Origin of the sequence: Latilactobacillus fragifolii (assembly GCF_905332535.1) — a bacterium.
GTDB lineage: Bacteria > Bacillota > Bacilli > Lactobacillales > Lactobacillaceae > Latilactobacillus > Latilactobacillus fragifolii.
Genome location: NZ_CAJOCF010000002.1, coordinates 115160 through 137168 on the forward strand (window position 1 = coordinate 115160; position 22009 = coordinate 137168).

Annotated in this window: 20 protein-coding genes and 1 pseudogene; 7 read left to right on the forward strand and 14 right to left on the reverse strand. The window is 40.7% G+C overall.

The genetic code is table 11. The annotated features are described in order from the left end of the window. Positions 1–71: 71 nt before the first annotated feature. Complete coding sequence (locus J7Q78_RS03310; protein WP_235688042.1) at positions 72–899, reverse strand: GH25 family lysozyme; 828 nt, start codon at positions 897–899, stop codon at positions 72–74. 289 nt (positions 900–1188) lie between these two features. Between J7Q78_RS03310 and J7Q78_RS03315 the strand changes: the two genes are divergently transcribed. Next, complete coding sequence (locus J7Q78_RS03315) at positions 1189–2061, forward strand: amidase domain-containing protein (protein ID WP_208423063.1); 873 nt, start codon at positions 1189–1191, stop codon at positions 2059–2061. A 161-nt stretch (positions 2062–2222) separates the two neighbouring features. On the opposite strand, the gene J7Q78_RS03320 is transcribed toward J7Q78_RS03315, so the two are convergent. Next, a complete protein-coding gene (locus J7Q78_RS03320; protein WP_208423064.1) occupies positions 2223–2855 on the reverse strand; it encodes a WxL domain-containing protein in 633 nt (210 codons plus the stop codon). A 52-nt stretch (positions 2856–2907) separates the two neighbouring features. Between J7Q78_RS03320 and J7Q78_RS03325 the strand changes: the two genes are divergently transcribed. Continuing rightward, the gene (locus J7Q78_RS03325; RefSeq protein ID WP_208423065.1) at positions 2908–3687 is read left to right on the forward strand and encodes an aldo/keto reductase; all 780 of its coding nucleotides are present in this window, start codon (positions 2908–2910) and stop codon (positions 3685–3687) included. Between the two features lie 199 nt (positions 3688–3886). Here the strand turns inward: J7Q78_RS03325 and J7Q78_RS03330 are convergent, their stop codons facing one another. Then, positions 3887–4744: a phytoene/squalene synthase family protein gene (locus tag J7Q78_RS03330; protein ID WP_208423066.1), complete on the reverse strand. Its 858-nt coding sequence runs from the start codon at positions 4742–4744 to the stop codon at positions 3887–3889. Then, positions 4731–6221 carry a phytoene desaturase family protein gene (locus J7Q78_RS03335; protein WP_208423067.1) on the reverse strand — a complete coding sequence of 497 codons (1491 nt, stop codon included), beginning with the start codon at positions 6219–6221 and terminating at the stop codon, positions 4731–4733. The genes J7Q78_RS03330 and J7Q78_RS03335 overlap by 14 nt, the downstream gene beginning before the upstream one ends. A gap of 354 nt (positions 6222–6575) precedes the next feature. Between J7Q78_RS03335 and J7Q78_RS03340 the strand changes: the two genes are divergently transcribed. Together J7Q78_RS03340 and J7Q78_RS03345 are read left to right on the forward strand one after the other, a co-directional pair. Next, the gene (locus tag J7Q78_RS03340; RefSeq protein ID WP_208423068.1) at positions 6576–7898 is read left to right on the forward strand and encodes a C1 family peptidase; all 1323 of its coding nucleotides are present in this window, start codon (positions 6576–6578) and stop codon (positions 7896–7898) included. A gap of 133 nt (positions 7899–8031) precedes the next feature. Continuing rightward, positions 8032–9378 (forward strand): C1 family peptidase, encoded by a 1347-nt coding sequence (locus tag J7Q78_RS03345; RefSeq protein WP_208423069.1) that lies wholly within the window; start codon positions 8032–8034, stop codon positions 9376–9378. A 41-nt stretch (positions 9379–9419) separates the two neighbouring features. Here J7Q78_RS03345 and J7Q78_RS03350 read toward each other — a convergent pair. The 7 genes and pseudogenes from J7Q78_RS03350 to J7Q78_RS03380 form a co-directional block, all read right to left on the reverse strand. After that, positions 9420–9659 (reverse strand): annotated as a pseudogene (locus J7Q78_RS03350) (Sapep family Mn(2+)-dependent dipeptidase); the annotation flags it as partial. 25 nt (positions 9660–9684) lie between these two features. Next, complete coding sequence (locus J7Q78_RS03355) at positions 9685–10623, reverse strand: UbiA family prenyltransferase (RefSeq protein ID WP_208423070.1); 939 nt, start codon at positions 10621–10623, stop codon at positions 9685–9687. A gap of 106 nt (positions 10624–10729) precedes the next feature. Next, the gene (locus J7Q78_RS03360; protein ID WP_208423071.1) at positions 10730–11635 is read right to left on the reverse strand and encodes a glycine betaine ABC transporter substrate-binding protein; all 906 of its coding nucleotides are present in this window, start codon (positions 11633–11635) and stop codon (positions 10730–10732) included. Between the two features lie 11 nt (positions 11636–11646). Beyond that, entirely contained in the window at positions 11647–12489 is an 843-nt protein-coding gene (locus J7Q78_RS03365) for an ABC transporter permease (protein WP_154243085.1), read from the reverse strand. A 4-nt stretch (positions 12490–12493) separates the two neighbouring features. After that, the gene (locus tag J7Q78_RS03370) at positions 12494–13693 is read right to left on the reverse strand and encodes a quaternary amine ABC transporter ATP-binding protein (protein WP_154243058.1); all 1200 of its coding nucleotides are present in this window, start codon (positions 13691–13693) and stop codon (positions 12494–12496) included. 330 nt (positions 13694–14023) lie between these two features. Next, positions 14024–15514 carry a glutamate/gamma-aminobutyrate family transporter YjeM gene (gene yjeM / locus J7Q78_RS03375; protein ID WP_208423072.1) on the reverse strand — a complete coding sequence of 497 codons (1491 nt, stop codon included), beginning with the start codon at positions 15512–15514 and terminating at the stop codon, positions 14024–14026. A gap of 160 nt (positions 15515–15674) precedes the next feature. Continuing rightward, the gene (locus J7Q78_RS03380) at positions 15675–15965 is read right to left on the reverse strand and encodes a hypothetical protein (protein WP_154243056.1); all 291 of its coding nucleotides are present in this window, start codon (positions 15963–15965) and stop codon (positions 15675–15677) included. 406 nt (positions 15966–16371) lie between these two features. On the opposite strand from J7Q78_RS03380, the gene J7Q78_RS03385 reads away from it, so the two are divergent. The 3 genes from J7Q78_RS03385 (at position 16372) to J7Q78_RS03395 (ending at position 18033) form a co-directional block, all read left to right on the forward strand. Then, positions 16372–16551: a hypothetical protein gene (locus tag J7Q78_RS03385; protein WP_208423073.1), complete on the forward strand. Its 180-nt coding sequence runs from the start codon at positions 16372–16374 to the stop codon at positions 16549–16551. A gap of 29 nt (positions 16552–16580) precedes the next feature. Then, positions 16581–16691, forward strand: coding sequence for an amidohydrolase family protein (locus J7Q78_RS10110; protein ID WP_407929554.1), 111 nt, complete (start codon positions 16581–16583; stop codon positions 16689–16691). Positions 16692–16812: 121 nt separating this feature from the next. Then, a complete protein-coding gene (locus J7Q78_RS03395) occupies positions 16813–18033 on the forward strand; it encodes a uracil-xanthine permease family protein (RefSeq protein WP_208423074.1) in 1221 nt (406 codons plus the stop codon). 93 nt (positions 18034–18126) lie between these two features. On the opposite strand, the gene J7Q78_RS03400 is transcribed toward J7Q78_RS03395, so the two are convergent. The 3 genes from J7Q78_RS03400 to J7Q78_RS03410 all read right to left on the reverse strand — a co-directional run bounded on the left by J7Q78_RS03400 (position 18127) and on the right by J7Q78_RS03410 (position 21949). After that, positions 18127–18828 (reverse strand): MgtC/SapB family protein, encoded by a 702-nt coding sequence (locus J7Q78_RS03400; RefSeq protein WP_208423075.1) that lies wholly within the window; start codon positions 18826–18828, stop codon positions 18127–18129. A gap of 101 nt (positions 18829–18929) precedes the next feature. After that, positions 18930–20327: an Nramp family divalent metal transporter gene (locus tag J7Q78_RS03405; protein WP_208423076.1), complete on the reverse strand. Its 1398-nt coding sequence runs from the start codon at positions 20325–20327 to the stop codon at positions 18930–18932. 269 nt (positions 20328–20596) lie between these two features. Beyond that, a complete protein-coding gene (locus J7Q78_RS03410) occupies positions 20597–21949 on the reverse strand; it encodes a gluconate:H+ symporter (protein ID WP_208423077.1) in 1353 nt (450 codons plus the stop codon). Positions 21950–22009: the final 60 nt, after the last annotated feature.

Sequence of the window (22009 nt, forward strand, 5' to 3'; positions counted from 1 at the left end):
ATTATCCTTTTATTGGGAATAGATAGCTAATGCTTAAAGTTATCTTGTAATTTTATGTGCGACAGCTAACTTTAACTAAACGCGTTTAAATAGTCAGTACTGATATCAAAATGACGGGCACTTCCTAATTCTGGGAAGTATAAATCACTCGCCCATTGCCAAGCAGCATTGTTAGTGTTTAATAAATTATCACTTGAAGGATCCATTGGCCATTGGGCTACCCAACAATTTTTTTCACCTAATTTTGACATATCTAATAAGGCGTCGAAATTGTTTTTAGACGAATAATGATAGACGTTTGTGTAACCGGCATTTTTAAGCGTTTGTGCAAATGCTAAAGAATTCTCGGTTGATTCAGGAACGGTTACCGACTCATAGTCGTTTACAAATGATGTATTTTGATCTAAATTTAATTCTTTTGCGTAATCGAGGAAATAGTTGGCTTCTTCAGCAGCTTCTTCAGCGTTAGCAAACCAACTAAAATGATAGACACTCACTTTCAGACCAGCAGCTTTGGCATTGGCAATTTGTGCTGGTGCCTCTGGATTTCGGTATGAATCGGCCTCTGTTAATTTAACAATTACCCCTTTAATCCCATATTTATCTTTCATTAATTGGAATTCATCTTTTGAAATGGCCCCATTATTACTTGAAATATCAATAAAATCCTTTGAAGGACGGCCCGTTTCAGCTGCTGAAATTCCTGATTCATCAGCAAAAGATACTGTTGTACTTTGTTTAATCAAATCACCCATCGCATGATTATTTAATTGATTAATCACCATATGGGTCTCAATATTCTGTGCACCGGTAGTTGTAGCAGCGTGCACCATATTTTGCGTGAGTAACGCACTGGATAGTAAAGTAGTACCTAATGTTAAAGCGACAAATTTTTTCATGTCGACCTCCTAATATTTTTATTATGATAACAGGAACCATATTTCGTATAATTTTTTATTTATGGTTACCATACGCATATTATTAATTAACGCAAACGAAAAAGCAAGCATCGATTGTGCACAATCTAACGGATTGAAATAAACTTTATTAATCATAAAAGCGAATATTATTGTACTGTAGCGTAATAAATTTTAAACAACGCGTTGATATTTTTGTTGCATGTCTTAAAAAAATAGTTAATAATACAGTTATGGTAACCATAATAAAAAACGAAAAGGAGGTGACGTTATGCGTAAAACTTTAATTGGATTAGGCGTCCTCACACTAGGCGTTATTTGTTTAAAAGGATCTGTTTCAGCTGCTACGGCTGATCAAAGCTTGAAAACAGTCGAGACTGAATTAAAGAGTTATTTGAAAACGCGAAAAATCCCATTCACCGGTAGAGGTTATAAAACATATCTTTTAAACCAGTTAATGTTTCAAAAGGATAAAGTCCTGGCCAAAAAATCAAATTATCAAGATCTATTGGTCTATATGGCGGCTTATCTCGATAATGAAACTAATCAGCACCCTAATTTTGAATTACAAACCGTTGATGGGCATGTTAAAGAATATCAGCGAGTAGCCTCGGAGAAAACGACGCCATTAAGTGAAGCCGTTAAAGTCAACCCTGAAAAAGTAAAAGAATACACCCAAAAGTGGTGGAATCACCGTAACCCAGAGTTCCAAGACTGGAACCCCAATAACTGTATGAACTATGTTTCCCAATTATTGTTTGCAGGCGGCGTAAAAATGGCGGCGCCGACGCCAGTTCCTGATGTGAATATTTATGGTGGCACACATTGGTATAGCTATCGAAAACCCGATTATGTTAATCAATATTGCCAATCTGTCTCTTGGATTAATGTCAATGCTTTCTATGATTACTGGTCGCAATCACAACCCGTTATTGAAGCGGCCCACTTAAACATCATGCAAGATGCAGAAGTCGGCGATGTTGTTCAACTACAATCGACTGCCGGCGGGGATTGGTACCATGCGATGATGGTAATTGATAAAGATCAAGAAACGGTTTATTTAACGGGAAATGATAACAATCGTGAAAGAATGGACATCAGAGATATTAGCAACACCAATTTCCGGTTAATTAAGTTCACTTAATGCTAGTACAAATAATAATTTTTAAGTTTAACGACACTTTGAACGGTGTCGTTTTTTTTATTTCGAAAATAAAATTAGGCAGCACACTAACGATAAATATCGCTAATGTGCTGCCTAGAAAGGACCACTAACTCTTGATTTACTTGCTCGGTCGTCCTAATTCATGCTGCTGGTACTTCCGGTTGCGTGCTATTAAGGGTCCATGTAATTTCACTGGCAAAAGTTTCACCAATTTTAAGTTGCAACGCTGGATTGGCGTTCAATAATAGATTCCCCGTTACCGACCAAGTATTTGAAGACTTACCCGATGCAATCGCTGTTTCACTATTGTTATCAATTAGCCCGAGGTTCGCAATACCTGGTAGCCCACTCATATTAATGGTTGTAGTACTCAATTGCTGACCCTCTTTAGACGCCATTTTAGTCATTTTAGCGGTTAATTTCCAACCCGGCTCAACTCTCGTATCGGTAATTTTTAACCTATCACTGACTGCATAGCGCTGTTTTTGAGCACTTGTCCCTGCGTAAACATCTTTGGCTAAAACGTTCCCAAATCTAAAATTAGGCACTTGATCCAACGTTAACTTACCTAGTGCTGGCTGCACTTGTAATTCAGCCTTATTAGAAAGTACTGCCACTTCTTTTTTATTCGCAGCTTCTTCAGAATTAACACTAGTGGTCAATGTTAGCTGTGCTTGATAACTCTTGCCACTAGCTGTTGCGGCCGCAGCTTGTTTCATAAAGGAACTGTTTTTAGCAAACGTTAACGGTTGCGCCGTATTTAAATCAGCCAAATTATTAATATCACCGCTACTGTTAGTCACACCACTATTGGCAGGTAATGGTATGGGCCGTTCAGAAGAAGTACTTGGAGAAGCATTAAAAAAACATGACCGAAGCACGTACCAACTTTCAACGAAGTTTACGCCACAAATTGCCGATAGCAGCGATAACCCAGTTGAAACCATGTTAGATGCTAGTTTGAAACGCCTAAACACTGATTACATTGATCTTTATTGGATCCATAATCCGGCTGATGTTGAAAAATGGACGCCCTATCTGATTCCATTATTAAAGAGCGGAAAAATAAAACATGTCGGCGTCTCTAATCATAATATTGAACAAATTAAATTAGCAGATCGTATTTTAGGTGAAGCAGGTTATCGTGTAGAAGCTGTTCAAAATCATTTTAGCTTACTTTATCGTAGTTCTGAACAAGCTGGTGTCCTTGATTATTGTCAGGAGTATAACATTAAATTCTTTGCGTACATGGTACTCGAACAAGGCGCATTGACAGGCCGCTATAATGTTGATAACCCATTACCGGCTGGTAGCGATCGCGCTAACATTTATAATGGGTTACTTCCACAACTACAAGCTTTAACAGACCAGATGCAAGCAATGGGGGCAAAACGTGGTGTTTCCACCGCGGATATTGCGACGGCATGGGCCATTGCAAAAGGCACTACTCCGATTATTGGGATTACTAAACCTAAATATATCGATGATGAAATCTTAGTTAATAAAATCAAACTCACTGCTGAAGAAATCAGTCTGTTGGAAAGTTTGGCTGACAATGCAAATGTTGATACCCGTGGCGGATGGGAACAACCAATGGATGCCTAACAAGCAACGTTCAAGAAGAAGGTCATATGACCTTCTTCTTTTTTCTTCTAAAACCACCAAAATTAACCGTCAAAAAAAGCAAGACAGCGGCTGGCCTCCGCTGTCTTGCCTGAACACTCTTTCTTGATACCTCATAATCGGTCATTTAGTCTGGTATTGATAATATCATGACTATCAGTTAATCGATTTTTTAACCGGCTTAGATAATTTGATACTTTTTCAAAAGTGCTAATTTTCTGCGCTTGCTAACGCTTTGTCGCTTAGAAAATACATCGTAGTGGTTGCGTCTAATTTCATTTAATAACTCTCGATAGATAACCACCGCACTCAATAATGCCTTTTGCGCATCTTCATCGACCAACGCCATCATACTTAATGAACTTGTATATAAAGCTTCCGCTCTACGCGCTAATGACTCCCACAATTCGATAAAATGCGTCGTTACTTTCCCTTCAGCTAACATTTTAGGCGTTACTGAATAAGCTTGCATCTCTTCTTTGGGGAGATAAATTCGGTTATTTTGTAAATCTTCACCTACGTCTCTTAAGATATTTGTAATTTGCATTGCTTGACCTAACTGTTTTGCCTGTACTTTTATTTTTGAATAGCGACTAGCAAGAATCGGTAAAAGCATCAACCCAACGCTACTAGCAACATAGTAGGCATAATCTAATAGTTGTTGGTAAGATGTCGGTTGCTCGAATTGATAATCCATTTTCTGACCAATTAACATATCTTGAAAATATTGGGTGTCCAGTGAATAATGACTAAAAACGACACTTAACGCTCTCCAAATGGGCGTATCAGGTTGCTTATTATTTTTAAATAAAGTGAGTTGCTCTTCCAACGCTATTATTTTTTGAATAGCGCCCTCTTCATCGATAGCGTCGTCAGCAACCCTACAAAATGCATATATCGCATACACACTTTGTGCTTTAGTTTTAGGTAATTGTGAAAATGCTGTGTAAAAAGACTGCGAATGTTTTTTAATAATATTCTCACAGAATTTGAAATCTTCTTGTCTACTCTCAAATGATTGGGGGTCAAGGCCGGTCATCTTTAACTAGCTCCTCTACAGCTAACTTAGCACTTTGCATAACGATTGGGACACCTGCACCAGGATGCGTGCTACTACCACAAAAATATAAATTTTCAGCATACTTAAATTTGTTATGTGGCCGATAATAGTTACTTTGAGAAAGGGTTGGTTTTAACCCAAATGTCGCCCCATTAAACGCATTAAAGTTGTCTTTAAACTTCTTGGGGGTATAGCAGTCTTCGAATACTATGTGTTCCTCAATATCTTTAAAAACTGTTCGTTGTTTAATCAAATCAATAATCTTATTTCGATATTGATGTTGCATTTCGTCTGACCAATCAGAAAATTTAGAAAGTTCCGGTACTGGGACTAACACATATAATGCTTCTTGGTTATCTGGCGCTAAATCTGCATCCATTAATGATGGCCGATATAAATAAAATGAAGGATCTTCGGGTAAAGTACCTTTTTCAAATAACTCATCAACATTTAACTTGAAATCATCCGCAAAATAGATATTATGCACGGAACTCGTTGGATACTTTTTATCCAAACCTAAGTAAAGGACAAAACAGGAACAAGAATATGCCATATTATCAATTTTTTTATTGGTATACTTCCCACGTTGCTTTTCATCTGGAATTAATTCTCGCATGGCATACGGAAAATCAACATTACAGATTACAGCATCGGCATTAATCACAGTATTGTTCACCTTAATGCCCGTTGTTTTGCGATTTTCAATCACTAACTCTTCTACGGGTGCATTATAGACAATTTCACCACCCAATTCCTTAAATAGCTTAGCGACAGCTGTTGCTACCGTATACATGCCACCTTTAATGTAGTGAACACCGTACAGCAACTCAATCATCGGAATAATCGTATAAAGTGACGGGCCTTGATAAGGTGATATGCCAATATAGAGGGTTTGAAAAGCAAGCGATTTTCTGAGACGTTCATCTTTAACGTACTTAGAAATTGAAGAATACGCATCATTAAACGTTTTTAACTTAAGCCCTGCATAAATAGACTTAGGATTATAAAAGTCCAAGGGGCCCCGGAAAGATTTGGTCAAAAATGCATTTTTAGCAATGAGGTAGCGCTTATAAATATCGGTCAAAAACTGCAAATAACCTTGCGCATCTTCTTCAGATATCTTTTCTAAAGTCTTAACAAGCTGAACCAAATCACTAGTAAATGATAGCTTTTCTTCATCCCGGAAGAATAGGTCTAACATCGGCTCAACTTTTTGCATCGGGATATAGTCATCCGGATTACGATCACAAAATTCAAAAATCTCTCGGTAAATATCCGGCATCATAACGATTGTCGGCCCTACGTCAAAAGTAAAACCACCAGATTTTATTTGGTTCATTTTACCACCAGGAGTGGCTTCCTTTTCATAGATAGTGACGTTATAGCCTAATTTTTGTAGACGAACCGCAGCAGTGAGCCCACCAATGCCGGCGCCAACCACAATAATATTTTTCATGTTAATTTGCTTCCCTTATTTAATTATATTTACGTTACTATTGTCATCAATAACCTGTTATTACTCTTCAAGTATAGCAATTGAAACTCTAAAATTGTAGCCTATAATTTTTAAAATATAAAAAAAATGCCATCATAATACTTAAAAATTACACATTCTGACAAGCTAATAATGCTTAAACTAGTTAGTGCTGGCTGTTGCGTGCGAGAGTGCCCCATAAAAATCATTCTCATATTAACCATTCATGTTCTCATTTTATCCTTTTAAATAATCACCATCGGCTACTGATCCTATGTTTACTTATCCTATTAAATCAACTAGAATTAAGATAGCTTTAAATTAAGGAGTGATTAGATGACTCGCGAAATTACACATGCTAATTTAATGAAGATGCGCCAAGCACTCGCCGCCACGCCGCAAGCCGCAACATTACGAAATGCCGTTATGAACAACGGCATTAACGCGGTCGCTCAGCGCCCTGATGCTGCCGTAACCCTTGATCCAACCTATTCAATCGACTTGCCAACTGGTAAGGTCAGCTTCCAAAAAAAGAGTGGTCGTTGTTGGTTATTTGCCACCCTCAATACCCTTCGCCATGATTTTGAACAAAAATATCATGTGAAGCACTTTGAACTATCTCAAAACTATCTATCATTCTGGGATCGAATTGAAAAAGCTAATCTTTTTTATGAAAAAATCCTCGCCACAGCTACCAAACCCATTACGGATCGGGAAGTTGCTTTCGCGCTTGCTGGCCCTAATTTTGACGGTGGTCAATGGGATAACGCAGTCGCATTGATTCAAAAATACGGTGCCGTCCCTAAATCTGTTATGCCCGAGACTTACAACAGTGACTTAACAACTGAATTTAACAGTACTTTAAACCTTAAATTACGCAAAGATGCCATTAAACTTCGCCAATTAGTTGCTAATCAAGCCTCTGCTGACAAAATCAGCGAAACCAAAACAGCAATGCTAAGCGAAATTTACCGCCTCTGCGTTTACGCGTTTGGCGAACCCGTTGAAACATTCGATTTCGCCTATCGCGATAATGATCAACAATATCACCTTGAGCAAGGATTAACACCGCTGAGCTTCTATCAAAAATATTTGAATCGTCATTTCGATGATTACATCACAGTTGTCAGCAGTCCGCAAGCAAGTAAACACTATAACCAACTTTACAGTTTAGACGCACAAGATACTGTGGTTGAAGGCCATCCAATGCGCCTGTTGAACCTTCCACCCGACCGGTTAAAAGCACTAGCGATTCAAGCCCTTAAAGCTGGCGAAACAGTCTGGTTTGGTAACGATGTGCTCGCCGACTTAGACCGGCAAAAAGGATGGTTAGACAGCAATCTCTACGACTACTCAAGCCTCTTTGGCATTGATTTAACCATGCCTAAAGACCAACGACTCGACTATCGCCAAGGCGTTGTTTCGCATGCGATGACCCTCACTGGTGTCGATCTTGTAGACGATCAACCAACTAAATGGAAAGTTGAAAATACTTGGAGTGACCAAGTCGGTTATAAAGGTTACTTCAGCATGAGCGACGCTTGGTTTGACGACTATGTATACGAAGTGGTTATCAAAAAAGAAACCCTCACAAAAGAAGAACAAGCTCTACTCAACCAACCCCCAATCAAACTAGCCCCATGGGATGCATTACAATAGAATAATGGGACAACTTTTAAGCATTCACACAGGGCGGTGAATAAATAATACAAGCTAAACACAGCCGTATGGTTTGGAAAGCACCTTAAGCAATATCAATAATCTAGCTCAATTCCTAAGGAGGTTTTTTTCAATGGTTCAATCAATTACACCCGAAAATATTCAACAGTTTAAAGCAGACTTCCAAGCAGTTCCACAAGCAAACGTTATTAAAAATGCTGTGATGAACAATGGCTTTTTAGCCAGTAGTCAAAATACAACTTCAAAGGCCTTAATGGCCCCCGTTTTTTCAATCGATCTAGAGACTGGTGCTGTTTCAAATCAGAAGCAATCTGGTCGTTGCTGGATGTTTGCCGCGTTAAATACAATGCGCCACAGTCTTCAAAAGCAATTCAATATTAAAGATTTCGAACTATCCCAAAACTATACCAACTTCTGGGATAAATTCGAAAAATCAAATTACTTCTACGAAAATGTTTTGAAGACCGCCAACCGACCAATCGGTGACCGGAAAGTCGATTTCTTAATGGCCACGCCGCAACAAGATGGTGGGCAATGGGATATGTTATGTGCTTTGATCGAAAAATACGGCATCGTGCCTAAGTCGGTGATGCCCGAAACTTACAACAGTGAAAAATCGAGTGAACTCAATAGTGTTTTAAACCTTAAGCTCCGTAAAGATGCCGTCGCATTACGGCAACTAGTGGCCGACGGGGTCAGCGAAACCGATATTCAAGCTAAAAAAGATATACTATTAACCGAGGTTTATCGGATACTCGTCTATGCCCTTGGTGAACCTCCCGTTGAATTCGACTTTGAATACCGCGACGATAATCATCACTACCATATTGAAAAAGGACTTACACCACAAACGTTCTATCAAAAATACGTTGGTTGGGATTTGGAAAATTATGTCTCATTGATTAACTCCCCAACCGCCGACAAACCTTACAACCACTTATACAGCGTTGAAATGTTGGGAAACGTGGTTGGGGGCCGTGAAGTTCGTCATTTAAACCTTGATATCAACACTTTCAAACAACTGGTAATTAAGCAACTCCAAGCTGGCGAATCCGTTTGGTTCGGTAGCGATGTTGGTCAATCATCTGATCGCAAACGCGGCATCATGGATACTGAAATCTATCAAGAAGCTGCTATGCTGGGGATGGATCTTTCAATGTCAAAAGACCAACGTCTCGATTATGGTGAAAGCCTCATGACCCATGCGATGGTCATCACCGGTGTTGACCTTGTCGATGGCCAACCAACCAAATGGAAGGTTGAAAACTCTTGGGGCGACAAAGTTGGCACAAAAGGTTATTTCGTGATGAGTGATAGTTGGTTTGACGAATTTGTTTATCAAATCGTGATCAACAAACGCTTCTTGACAGATGACATGAAACGGATTGAAACCGAAGAATACGATCACCCAACCGTTCTTGCCCCATGGGATCCAATGGGCGCCTTAGCAAGTCATTAAACATTAAAAGACCCGGATAATTTAAATTATCTGGGTCTTTTTTATTTACCAGTCCCTACTGCCAGTAAACTATCATAATAAATCTGCATCATCATTTGCCAATCACTGAACCGTAGCCATTCATCGCCTTTATGCGCAATGCCTTTTTGGCCTGGAAAGGATGGCCCAAACGCGATGATGGTCGGTAACGCCCGGGCATAAGTCACACCGGTGGTTGTGACCGGTGTCCCGTCTAAACCGGTATCCGTCGCATAAATCGCAGAAAGCTGTTGAATAAACGGTAATGTTGGATCAGTGTCTTTTCATTTAAAGATAGCAACCAATTAGCATTCCCACGAACCAAAAAACGTTGAAGATAATCAAATTCTGAACCGCTGTGCCAAACACAACCCGTTTTTCCTGACTCTTTTGTAGTGCATGGCCATTGCGCAACAAAGTCGGGAGACTAGCAAACGCTAGTGCTGCTAGCCATGGATATAACTTCAAACCAATCCCGACAATCATCACTACATAACAGCTGTACATGTTGAGTTGATAAAGTTGAATACTGCGTTTTTTGCCGATATAACTAATTAGTGTGTGCCGACCATTTTCTAAATCGACTGTGGCATCACAAATATTGTTCATTAACATTAAATTAGCAATTAAGAAGACCGTCGGTAAACTCGCAACAAACACCAAAAGCACCTTCAGCCAATTCAGTTGGACTACCACCAACTGCCCCGCAAAGTGCAAATCAATCAACTGGTCCGTCGGAACGTTAACATACACCGTTAAAAAGAAATTACCAAACCCTAACACCAAACTTGATAGTAGTTCGCCCAATGGTAACCGCGAAATTGGAAAGGGTCCGTAAGTATATAAAATCCCAATTAAGATGAACAAAACACTGATGGCTAACACGATGAAATTTGTTCGCCAGACTAAAATCAGGCCCAAAACGGTTGCCGCCCCAATAAAGCCGATTAACCAGCGCAAAGCAACTTTAGGCGCAATATTTTGCCGGCCCAACGCACTGGTTGATTGCTGGAGCGTTTCATTTTTGGCGAGATGATAGTCGTTGTAATTATTCCACCCCGTTGTGAAAACATCAATCAACACCAGTGCACAGAAGTACAGCACCGTATTAATGGGATCAATTTGATGAAAATAATACAACGTAAAGAAAAAACCAGCCATAAAGGGCATCACGCTACCCACTTTAGTGCGCAATTCGATAAAATCTAAAAATGCCTTAACCGACATCTACTCCGCCTCCGCTATTATTCAATATAGCCATTTTACCAGAGAAGCGGCCCTAAATAAAAAAGAGTCTGACAGCAAAATTACTTTGTATCAGACTCCTTGGATTTTATTTTGTTTTTAAATCTTCAATCGAATTAATATTCGTCATATACTTCGGTACAGCTAAGCCGACCTTGGCACCTTCTAAGTTTGGACCTAAGTCTTCAAACTGGCCTTTGTAATCCTTGTAGTATAAGCCAGAGGTCTTGGGTAGCCATGCCGAAACTTGTGCATCGGCAGCTTTCGTTGCGACTGATGCCCACATGGGTTGAATTTCCATCGCTTGAATGGTTGGTTGATAACCTTGTTGGCGTAAAACTTCCGCCACCACGTTCGTCGACGCGATTTCTGAATCCCAAGCCACGTAAGTTAACTTAATTTTCGTCCCATGGACCTTTTTAACGCCTTTCGTCCACTTAGCAACTTGTTGGGGATTTGCTTTAATCCAATCACGTGCTGCCTTTTCAGGCTCAACCCCATCATTGACTTTAAGCATCACTGACGACATTTCCTTTGGTGTCCAATGGAAACGATCCAAGATGGTATAGGCTTCTGGCATATCCTGTTTCAATCCCTTACGGACAACTGTATTGATGTGTTCAGCTTGACCAAAAACATTCTTCGGGTCTTTGAGAAACTTAATTGGATATTTGGTAAACATCCAGTGCGGTTGCCAACCAGTAATCACGATTGGGCGTTTATCGGCAATCGCTTTGTCTAACGTACTGGTCATTGCAGCCGTTGAACTGGTTTGTAACTGCCAGTTTTGATCATCTAAATGATACTTGCTGATGGCAGTTTGCGTGGATGCCATAATCCCAGCACCCGCATCAATGCCGGTAATCGTGTAATTAATTTGGCCCCCTAATTTCTCATCGGCGGCGTATGGTTTCGTTTGTGAACTGCAGGCCGTTAAAAGTGTAACGAACCCCACTAAGGTAAGAAAAGCTATTAATTTATTCTTCTTAATCACTGAATCCCTCCTTAATGTTTGCGTTGCCGGTTCAAAGCTTGCGTCAACCGATCAATAATAATCGCTAAGATGACGATTGCCAAGCCGGCTGCAAAACCGCCCCCAGCATCGTTCCGACCAACAGCGAAGTAAACCCGCGTTCCTAAGCCCATTGCCCCAATCATTGACGCAATGACGACCATTGATAAGGCGAGCATCATACTTTGGTTGACCCCCGCCATTAAGGTTGATTTCGCCAATGGTAACTGGACCTTGATTAACTTCTGCCATTCGGTTGAACCGTATGAATCAGCAGCTTCGATTAATTCAGTTGGCACTTGGCGAATCCCAAGGTTCGTCATTCGAACCGTTGGTGGCATTGCAAAAATCACTGATGCGAAAACCCCAGGTACCATCCCAATTCCAAAGAAGGCAACGGCTGGAATTAAGTAAACAAATGCCGGCATCGTCTGCATGAAATCTAAGATGGGTTTAAATATTGCTTGAGCAATGTCACTTTTGGCCATCCATATTCCAAGTGGGACCCCGATCACGAGTGAAATCAGACTCGACGTTAACACCAATGTCAAGGTCTGCGTCATATCCCGCCAAAAATCAAGGTTCCAAATCAAAAGTAAGCCGAGGACTTCAAAAATAATTAAGCCCCATTTTTTTGTATCGCGATTCGCTAGATATGTCACACCGGCGATAATCACAATGAATAGCCAAATCGGAATTAAATCAAACACCCATTGAAAAGCGTTAATAATTCCCCCGATAAAGTTCGTAAGGCCATTAAAAAAGCCGGTGAATTGTGTGAGCCAATCGACAAAATGATCCATCCAATTGGCAATCGGTAACTTAGCAATCATCATTAAATTAAGCAAAATGGTTCACCTCATTTCCTGCAAGTGCCCCTAAGACAGCCCCGCGAATAATAATTCCCCGTAATTGTTGTTTATCGTTTAAGACAGCAAACGGAATGCCTGTTTGCGAAATATCATCTAAGATATCGGCAATTGGTGTCTCTTCATCAGTCGTTGGCACTTCAGTATTCACAATTGATTGTAAATCACGGCTTCCTTTGCGGACTAATTCAATCACATCACGGGCATCAATAATTCCCACTAATTCGCGTTTACTGTTGACAACGTAAGCATTCGAAACTTCATTCTCACGCATTCGTTTCAAGGCCAAACGCGGACCATCTTTTTCAATATTCACGGTCATTGGCCGAATCATAACATTGCCGGCTGTATAGACTTTACTACGATCAACGTTTTCGATGAATTTCTCAACATATTCATCAGCTGGACGCGTCAAGATATCTTCCGGAGTCCCAGTTTGAACAATTTCGCCGTCCTTCATAATCATGATATGATCACCAATTTTGAGCGCTTCGTTTAAATCATGACTAATAAAGATAATGGTTTTATGCATCGTTTCTTGTAAGTCGAGTAGTTGATCTTGCATGTCCGAACGATTCAATGGATCAAGCGCTGAGAAAGCTTCGTCCATTAATAAAATCTCAGCATCGTTCGCTAACGCCCGTGCTAAACCAACACGTTGTTGCATCCCACCGGATAATTGCGTAGGATATTGATCCCCGTAACCATTTAAGCCAACCAAGTCAAGGGCTTCATTGGCTTTTTGTTCCCGAGTCGCCTTATCAATTCCCTGAATTTCAAGACCATAGGCGGTATTTTCGAGAATGGTTCGATTGGGAAAAAGCCCGAAATTTTGGAACACCATGCTCATTTTTTTGCGCCGGACTTCACGTAATTCCTTCTTATCAATCTGCATTAAATCCTCGCCATCGATTAATACACTACCTTCAGTAGGCTCAATCAACCGGTTAATCATCCGAACCAATGTTGATTTACCACTCCCAGATAGGCCCATAATGACAAAAATCTCACCTGATTCCACTTCGAAGTTAGCCCGGTCGACACCGATTGTCGCACCTGTTTCCTTTAGAATCGCCGCTTTTGTTTTTCCCTGTTTCAGTAATTCTTTGGCACGCACGACACGCTTACCAAATATTTTGGTTAGGTTTTTGACTTGTAATTTGACAGTCATAGAATCCCCCTTTGATTTCATTTTCTGAAAACTATATGTAAAAAGTATACAGGTTTATTGTGAAAGTTACACACCGCCCATTTTTATTTTCATTAAATTCTAATATAATCGTCTGGTAATCAACTTTCGCTAAAATTTAAAAATCGCTAGATGGGGCTTTATGTTAGTCTTTAAAAATCGGATTAGTTCTAAAATGGAACCAATCAAAAATTGCAACTAATTTCCTTGCAACATTAGAATTTAATGAGATTTTATTCCTTCTAAAATTCACAACCGCTCAATTCCCCTACCAAAAAAACGTCGACCAAGTTGGTCAACGCTTTTAAAAAGTTATGCATGTCTCGTTTTTCGTTGATAACGGTGATACAGGGCAAGTGCCATGATTGTAAAGACAATCGGGCCGATGACCATCCAGAAGGCATCTAAATATTGCCCCTCTAACACTGGTTGAATAATTGTAAAGGCAATTCCGAAAACGAGCACTAAATCGACCACAATCGTCACCGCCTTAACCGCAACTGGTGACTTAAAGAATTCATAAGGTCGTTTTAAATCTTTGCGTGCCTTGAAATAAGGAAAAGCTGTCACTAAGAAAAGGTAGGGCAACGATGTCGAAACGTTAGACATCAAGGTCAAGACGTTATAGAAATCACCGGCAGCTTTTCCACCAAATGAAATAACAGCGATTAAGAGGCAGACTAATAACGCTTGCGCCCACATTGCTTTTTCAGGCATGCCATGTTTGTTGACGCCTGCAAACCCATTCGGCCAAAGGGCTTTAGGGGTTCCAAGCACAAACGACTTTAATGGTGAATAGATTAGGACGGCAAATGCGCCTAAATAACTGATAAACATGATTAACCCAGTAATCCGAGCAAAGGTCGTCCCAATTGTCAGCGCAACGGGTGTCGTCATCCCAAAAGCATGTCCGAATTGATAACCCAAATTGTGCATTAAGACATAAGTAATGTTTCCCATGTTAGCTTTATTACCGCTCAAGACGTGCTGCCAGTTTGTTGAAATTCCCCACATAAAGATGGCAACGGCGTAGATTAATGTAATAAAAACGGTCGCAATCATCAATCCTTTTGGGAAAGTCTTTTCAGGCTGATCCATACTGTCGGTAACCCCACCCATGGCTTCCATCCCCGCATAAGCAAAGATTGAAAAGACCACAAACGATAACATACCGATTGGTGTTTGATAGCTACTCATCGGACTCTTAACAAAGGTTGTTGTGCCATGAATCGGTTCTGCTAAATGGAACCCTGTCTTAAGCCAAGTAGCCACACTAATCACTAAGAATGCAGCAAATAAAAAGGCAACAGCCACCCCACTGAACGACGCAAACTTTTGAATCTTATCGACTCCTCGACTTGATAAAAAAGTTAATAACAAAATCCAAAGGATCCCTAAAACCCCGACCACTTGAGTCCCGTTCATCCCTAATAAGTGCCAGGCTGCTGTTTGATCGGATCCTTGGAGGAACGTTGAAAAAGGCACCCATACTTTGGCAGCCGTGGACACCATCCAGACAATCCATGACGCTAACCAAATGAAAGTGCCAATAAAGGCCGCTTTTTTCCCAATGGAGGCTTCGAGCCACGAATAGATGCCCCCGCGTGATTCTTTCAAAGAAGAACCGAATTCAGCAAACATTAATGAGGTTGGCAAGAAAAAGAAGATTGCCGCCAAGATATACCAAATAATGCTGGCATAACCCATTAAGTAGAAAGCAATCGTGGTATTCGCAAAGCCAAAGATTGACCCAAAAATCATCAATACAAGCCCTTGAACGTTAATTTTTTTTGATTTCGCCATTTTAATAAGTCCTTTATATTGTATTAAGTAGCATAAATATACAATTTAAAGAGCATAATGTCAATTATTATTGAATAAATCAACCGTTTAAAGCGGTTTTATTCATATATTCATGATTATATGCAATTCATAACAAAAAACGTTCACTTTACCAAGGATTTTATTTAATGTTAGCAACCTTAGCGACTTGACCACTATTGGCACTTGCGCTAATTTTCCCTTCTTGACCATCATTGATGCCAAATTGATCAGTTGCTTGACACCGCGGACAAGTCGTTTCAATGCGAAACTTAGTTGAGCCATCTGGATTAGTTTCGAATACCGTCTTCGTCGTGATTTCCATCGCCGGGTGTTGACACTTATGACATTGAAAAACAATAAACCGTCGTTCTACAAATTCGTCTGCTAAACGCATGTGATTCATCCTTTCAACAAGTTTATTTAAGGTCATTCTAGCAGCCTGCAATCTTATAAGGTATCTTTTTGCTCACATCCTGCTTTCTGCGTGCATCAATTAAAAACGAACAATTATAAAGTTTAAAACCATTATAGTATGTGATATACTTTAAACACATTATTTAGAAGGCGCGGGGTAAAAGTTTGTTATTCACACTAAAAGCAAGTCATTTTTATACAAATTCGCATAATTACAGTTCATTTCACGAAGATTCACCGACAGAAACCACTAATAGCGGTCACATTACAAACATTACCCATCAAAAGGTCTCGGGATATCAAGAACGATTACTGGTTGCACGCCAACATGACCATTTAATCACGTTCGCGCCCGGACACTGCACATAGTCCCAGCGCATCACTAAACACACTGTCGTGACAGCAACTGGGAAGACGATTATGTGCTCAAACGGTTCGGCCATACAGACTCTGAAATGTTGCAATCATTTGGTTTATTAAACCAACATTCGGTATCAGCACATGCAACCCAAATTACAAAGCAGGTCCAAATAATTATTAAAACCGAACAAGCCGTAACGACATCCCAAATTCGACAAGATGGAATTGACACCCCACTGTAGCTGAACACCGTGGGGGTGCTAATAGCCGCATTAGCGCTAAACAGGCCTTTTATATGGCAACCGTTGGTGGTGCAGCTAGCCTTGGCATTCCAGCTGATGCCATTGAACCCGGTTTACTCGCTGACTTGCAAATTATTTAAGCCCCGCCACGCTTTGTCCGTCTTACCCCAGATGAACAACTTTTATTCCGCCACACCAAACAACAAATTAAGGCCGTCTACATCCAAGGTAAACTGGTCCACGAAAAGGAGCACAACTGGTATGAATGAAAATGAACAATCGCAAAAATTAATGGTCGGTCCGGATGAACCAATTTCCAATCAAGAAGCAGGTTTCTTAGGACTGCAACACGTTTTAGCAATGGATGTCTATGTGCCACCCGTTATTATCGCCGGTTTATTGGCAATGAGTCTCGATGCAAAAGCGGGCTTAATTCAAGCTACGTTCCTTGCTGCCGGGATTGGCACGATTTTGCAAACGAAATTCTTTATGCAAATGCCCGTTTCTCAAGGGCCTTCATTCGTTCCAATCGGGGCAATCGCCGGGATTTACTTTGCTAGTGGTGCTAAAGACGGCGGGATGGCAACGGTCATTGGTGCTTCCATTATTGGTTCAATTCTATTGATGCTCCTCGGCGTCACCGGGCTCTTCCAAAAAATTATTAACAGCTTAGTCCCACAAGTAGTTGGCGGGACGATCATTACAGTTGTTGGTCTGTCCCTGATGCCATCTGCTTTAGGTGATAACATTTTCAAAGCACAAGGAAACATCAACGAGAACTTACTATTAGCAGTGGTGACCGTCACCATTTTGATTCTTTGTGTTTCGCTTGGCATCTACTTTCCTAAATTACAAAAACTTTTCAAAGTCAGTTCCATCATCATCGCCTTGTTGGGCGGAACAGTTTTAGCGACCATGCTTGGTCAATTTGACTGGCAAAGCGTACATCAAGCGCATTGGTTTAGCCTTCCCAGTTTCACTGCATTCCACTATGGCGTGCACTTTTCCATGACAGCCATCATGACCTTTATCATTATCTACGCCGTTTTAATGACCGAAACAACCGGGACATGGTTTGCAATGAACGCCGGCATCATCTCAATCACTGGCGTTGCTAGTAAAAAAGTATTCGTTTCTGCCGGCATTTGGTTTATCATCTTTGGCTTCTTTAATAAGTTAGCTGCCTTCTTATCGGCGATTCCAGCGCCAGTCATTGGCGGCATTTTCGCCATCATTTGTTCAACCATTATGCTCAACGGGTTAAACGTCATTCGAACACTACGTACCCAAGAACGTGATATGTACATCATCGGAATTCCGATTATTTTATGTATCGCCATCATCATCATGCCGCCATCATTATTAAAAGCAACCCCCCAGATGATTCAATACTTACTCGAATCACCCATCTCAATCTGTGCACTGGCAGCAATTATTCTCAACCTAATCTTACCAAGAGACAGACCGATTACATTTAATTGAAATAAAAAGTTAAAAAGGAAGATCACCGATAAAATGAGTTTATCAGTGGTCTTCCTTTTTCATAAACATGTTCTGTCAGCCAGCATGCTTCTTTTAAACACTGACCATTCGAATTGTCATAATATTTTTGTTCATTGAAATATCTTCCACAATTTCTGCATATTGCATTTCCCGGGGAATTTCAATTCGATAAACATTCGTATAAATCGTATCGCGTTCATTTTGTGTTACTGAGAAATTCACATCGCGAATTTGAATCTGATGTTGTTCAAAATAATGCTGAATGAACTCCTTTGTTTCCAGTTTGTGCTTATACTTAATTTCGATTTTCTTCAACGTATTGATATGAATAATCTTTTTCAAAAAAACAATGACGAAAATGACGAAGACCGCACTAATGACGGCAATTTGATAATAGCCCATCCCAATGGCGAGGCCTAGGCCAGCAGTAGCCCAAAGCGAGGCCGCTGTCGTCAAGCCCTGAATCTTGTGCCGGGTGACAATAATCGTGCCCGCTCCTAAAAAACCAATCCCACTAACAACTTGGGCAATCAGCCGTGCTTGATCGGAGCGAATGGTCGTGCTAATTGCGCTATGCGCTAATGCAAACTGAACGTTTTGCGCTGCAATTTCCTGCTGAATCATTGCAATCACACAGGCACCAATGCAGACCAAGATATGCGTCCGCATCCCAGCTGGCCGATTCTTGTATTCCCGATCAGATCCAATAATCCCCGCAATTAATGTTGCCAGTAGTAGCCGAATAATAATTTCAACACTCGTTACTTCAAACAATAAAATCCCTCCAAATAATACCTTATCAATAGTCTAGCATACCTAATAAAAAAAGCGTTCGTTAACCCATAGCAATTTACGGATTAACGAGCACTTATTCATTAGCCAACTAGGCCGATTGTTTGTAGAATCAAATAGATATTTAAAAGCGTCAATACAATTGTGACAAACCATGCCGTATATTTCACCCAAGGGCGGTTAACGAATGGGCCCATGATCTTTTCATCACTCGTGAACATTGTCAATGGAATCATCGAAACTGGCAATGCAACACTCAAGAAGACTTGTGAATAAATCAAGAGATTTTCAACTTGTGCCTCATTACCATGGTAGTAAACCGTAAAAATAATAACCGGCAAGATTGATAACCCCCGGGTAATCACCCGGCGGGCCCACAATGGAATCTTCATCCGGATAAACCCTTCCATGACGATTTGTCCTGAAAGCGTTCCGGTGATGGTTGAGTTTTGTCCAGAAGCCAATAAGGCAACGGCAAAGAGTAAACTCAACATTGGACTAGCAATATTCCCAACAATTGCTTTATTTTGTAAAGCATTGAATAAGTCAACAAATCGTCCTAAATCACTGTTAGTGCCAAAGAACATTGCTGCCCCCAAAACTAATAGTAAACAGTTAACGATAAATGCGACTGTCAATTGAATGTTTGAATCAATGACGGTGAACTTGATTGCTTTCTTCTTTTCTGCGTAATCGTTACGGTCATATTGTCGTGCTTGCGCAATTGACGAATGTAAGTAGAGATTATGTGGCATAACAGTTGCCCCGACAATCCCTAACGCTAAGAATAACATTTTCTGGTTGGTAACAATTTGTGGGCTTGGTATGAATCCGCGCATCACATCCCCCATGTTGGGTTGCGCTAAAATCACTTCGTATAAGAAAACGAATAAGATAACAGCTACCAAGGTTGCCACAATCGCTTCGATTTTCCGGAAACCAAGTTTCATTAATAGTAATAATAGCAAGACGTCAAATGCCGTAATCAAGACACCCCAGAGCAATGGAATGTTGAAAATCAGTTCCAATGCAATTGCCGAACCGATAATTTCGGCGATGTCAGTCGCCATAATTGCTAATTCGGTGACAATCCAGAGGAAAATCCCCATCTTTTTACCGGTTTTAGCGCGCGTCATCTGCGCTAAATCCATACCGGTCACAATCCCTAAACGCGCTGCCATCGCTTGTAATAACATCGCAATCAAGTTTGACACTAAGATAACACTAATCAAGGTGTACGCATATTGCGCACCACCGGCAATTGACGTGATCCAGTTCCCCGGATCCATATAACCCACGGCCACTAATGCTCCCGGCCCCATAAACGCCATCAATGTCCGCCAAAAACCAGCGTTCTTGGGAATCGCAACCGTGTTATTAATCTCTTCAAGACTCGTACCATCAGCATAGTGTATGAATTTCTCATGCTTTTTTTGATTAAGTTCACCCTTTTGTGAATCTTCTCGCTGCTTCTTATCCATATAAGTACCTCTTTCTCTTCGATTGAGTCGTTCAACTATTAGGATTCAATGACTTTGGTTTTAGGATGACCTAACTTTGATCGTCTCCAGTGTTCAAATTAATCCTTCACTATTCTATCATATCTCCTTAACATTGTCCCCGAACAAGATTAAAAAAAGCTATTTCTCAGCGTTTTTTTAGGTAATCGATTACAAACAATTGCCCGTCTTAAACACTATTCAAAAAAACGTTGACTGTCTCTAACAGTCAACGTTACTTAACTTTTTATTTAAACAACTAAACTCAATAATAGAACACCGATTAATCCAACAATCGAAATCAATGTTTCTAAAACAGTCCACGTTGCAAGCGTTTCTTTGACGCTTAAATCAAAGTATTCCTTGAACATCCAGAAGCCAGCATCATTCACATGAGAAGCAGCTAAACTGCCGGCGCCAATTGACAGGACCATCAAGGCAGGGTTTACACCAGCTGATCGCATTAGTGGCAAGACCAAACCTGCCGCTGTCAAGGACGCAACCGTTGCTGATCCTAAAGCCACGCGCAAGACAACCGCGATTAACCAACCTAATAACAGGGGCGATAAGTTGGCATTCGCAAACAATTTTGTAACACTATCGCCAACTCCGCCGTCGATTAGGATTTGTTTAAACGCACCGCCACCACCAATTACCAAGAGTAACATAGCAATTGATTTAACGGCTTCTTCAATCGTCTTCATAATCGCTGGTGTTTTAATCCGGCGGGCCCAGCCCATCGTATACATCGCAACTAGTAATGAGATTGTCATGGCAATGGCAGGTGTCCCGATAAACCCGACGATTGAATCCAAGAGCGTTGGGTTCTTAGGTAATTTTCCCCCATTGAAGGCCATTTGATAAATGGTTGTCACAGCCATCAAAATGACTGGGAATAAAGAAGTTAATACACTGATCCCAAAACCAGGGGTTTCATCCAGTTTAAAGGTTTTCTGAGGGCCAAGTGCGCTCAGATTACCTTGACGTGCAAATGCATCAGGGACTAGGCGCTGGGCAATCTTAGTGAATAATGGTCCCGCAACAATCACCGATGGAACAGCAATCAAGACCCCATATAATAAGACATGGCCTGCATTGGCCCCTAAAGCTGATGTAATCGCAGTTGGTGCCGGATGAGGTGGCAAGAAGCCATGGGTGACCGAAAGTGCTGCAGCCATTGGAATTCCGAGGTACAAAATAGGCACACTTGCTTCGATTGCAATGGCAAAAACGATTGGTACTAACAAGACCATCCCGACTTCAAAGAATAAGGCAATCCCAATGATGAATGAAGCCAACATGATGGCGATTTGGAGTCGTTTTTTACCGAACATGTCGATTAGGGTATGTGCAATTCTAAAAGCCCCCCCAGCGTCAGCAACCAAGCGCCCCATCATCGCCCCAAAGCCAAAGACGATCGAAAGTTCTCCCAATTGACCACCAATCCCATTTTGAACACTGGTTGCAATGGCCGTGAGTGGCATGCCTAAGCCAACACCAACAGCCATCGCCGTTATAACCAAAGCGATAAACGTATTAATCTTAAATCGAATAATAAGGGCAAGTAATAAGATAATGCCCAATAACAGGACTACTAATGCCATAATTTTCCCTACTTTCAATAATGTTTGCGCTACCATAATATTGCTAAAAGTAACTGGGCG